We start from the raw sequence: 1,785 nt of genomic DNA, 5'->3' as shown, positions 1-1,785 counted from the left end.
CAGCGCCGTATTGCGCTCGATCCCGTTCAGGAGCTGGAAGAGCTCCCCCGGGCGATCCTGCTCCGGCATGCGCTCGGCCATCGTCGTGACGTTGTCGCCGGCCTCCGCCGCGACCAGCCTGATCACCATGGGCCGGACCGCCTGGGCCTCGGCCGGGGAGAGGACGCGGAAACTGTCTGCGATGACGCGCATCGCCCGCTCGGGGTCGCTGGCACCGCGCGCGGCGAGAATGAAGCGATAGACCCGGTCCCCCACCTGCACGGCGGCGAGCCTGAACATCCAGTCCGTGCCCTTGCCATGGGCGACCACCGCCGGTTGCCCGGCAATCTCGATCTTCTCGATGCCGGTGGTCTCGACGCCCTCGATCCAGCCGGCGGCGACATAGGCTTCCAGCGTCTGGCCACTCTTCAGCGTCACAGAATCGAAGCGCAGCGCCTGCGAGCCGCTGGCGCTGACGCCGATCACCATGTCCTGCGCGGCTTCTAGGCTGAAGCCCTCGGGCGCGGTGAAGCCGATGCGCAAGGTGCTGTTGAGATAGCGCCGGCCGCGCACCACGCCGTCACGCGGGTCGTCGCCATAGGCCAGGCCCTCTATCGCGCTGAGCCAGCGATTGGCGTCGTGCTCGCCAATGCCGGGCGCCCCGATCTGGCGGGCGGCGTTGGTCACGGCGGCGATGCGCTCCGGCGTCTGAGGGTGACTGGACAGAATGTCGAGCCGCTTGTCGTCGGCACTCTGGTTCTGGCCGCTGCTGCGGAAGGCGGTGTTGCGGCCGAGCGTGGCCAGGAAGCGGCCGGCGCCGTACGGGTCATACCCGGCCCGCGCGATGTTGCGCACGCTGATCTGGTCGGCCGTGAGCTCCTGCTGGCGCGAGAACTTCGCGAGAGAGAGCTTCGAACCGGCACGTACGGCCGCGCCCTGGGAGGGATCCTTGAGGACCTGCGAAACGACTTGGTTCACCAGAGCCGATTCCGCCTCCTTCTCGGCCCGCTCTACCGCGTGCTGGGCGGTGACATGGGCAATCTCGTGCGCCAGGACCGAGGCGATCTCGGAGGTGTCGTTGGCGAGGACGAGCAGTCCGCGCGTGACGTACAGGCGGCCGTTGGGCAGCGCGAAGGCATTGACCACCGGGGAATTCAGGATGGTGATATCGTAATGGCCGATCTGGCCCTCGCCGGCCTTGGCCAGGCGTTGCACGACCTCGTCCAGAGCCGCACGGGTCCTGGGGGCGCGGTACTCTCCGCCGAAGGCGGCCAGCAGGCGCTGGTGTTCCTGATCGGAGGCGCGCTGGACCGTGTTGATGCGGGGTGCGATCTCATCGCCCGAGCCGCCGCCGGCCGGAACGAGCGCGCTCTGGTCGCCGAGGCAGCCGACGAGCAGCAGGCCAGGCAGCATGACGGCCGCCAGCCGCTTCGAATGCCGCGAAAGCGATATCTGCCAGAACTCCAGCATATCCTCAGTCGATCAGTTCCAACGCCGCACGGGAGGGGGCCTCCAGCAGGAGGCCGTCGCGTCCGGACAGGACGCCATAAGCGCGCACGCGTTTACCGCCCAGGCTGCCTGTGGTCCAGCCGGCGCCCTTCAATTCACGCCATACGGCCCGCGGGACGACGATCGAAGCAGCCTCCCCGGGACGGCGCGAGAAATTCAGATAGGTTCGCTGGGAGCGCTCGCCGACCGAGGCGATCCGACCTTCCAGCATGACGTAACGCCCCTCTTGCGCCTTTACAGCGGCGAGATCATGGCCGTCGATGGCCACTGGCCGGGAGGGTGAGGGGGCAGGCCTTA

At 68.5% G+C, this 1,785-nt stretch carries 1 protein-coding gene and 1 pseudogene; both read right to left on the bottom strand.

Going from position 1 to position 1,785, the window contains the following annotated elements; all coding sequences use genetic code 11:
- A partial coding sequence (locus tag ACIPIA_RS15505; protein ID WP_400510843.1) for a M48 family metalloprotease occupies window positions 1–1,392 on the bottom strand: 1,392 nt, incomplete at its 3' end.
- Between the two features lie 61 nt (window positions 1,393–1,453).
- Window positions 1,454–1,785, bottom strand: a pseudogene (locus ACIPIA_RS15500) (hypothetical protein); the annotation flags it as partial.

Source organism: Allobosea sp. CER48, assembly GCF_044752385.1.
In the GTDB taxonomy this organism is placed as follows: Bacteria; Pseudomonadota; Alphaproteobacteria; order Rhizobiales; family Beijerinckiaceae; genus Allobosea.
The sequence above is the reverse complement of the archived record's forward strand: the minus strand, read 5'-3'. Positions and strand labels throughout refer to the sequence as shown.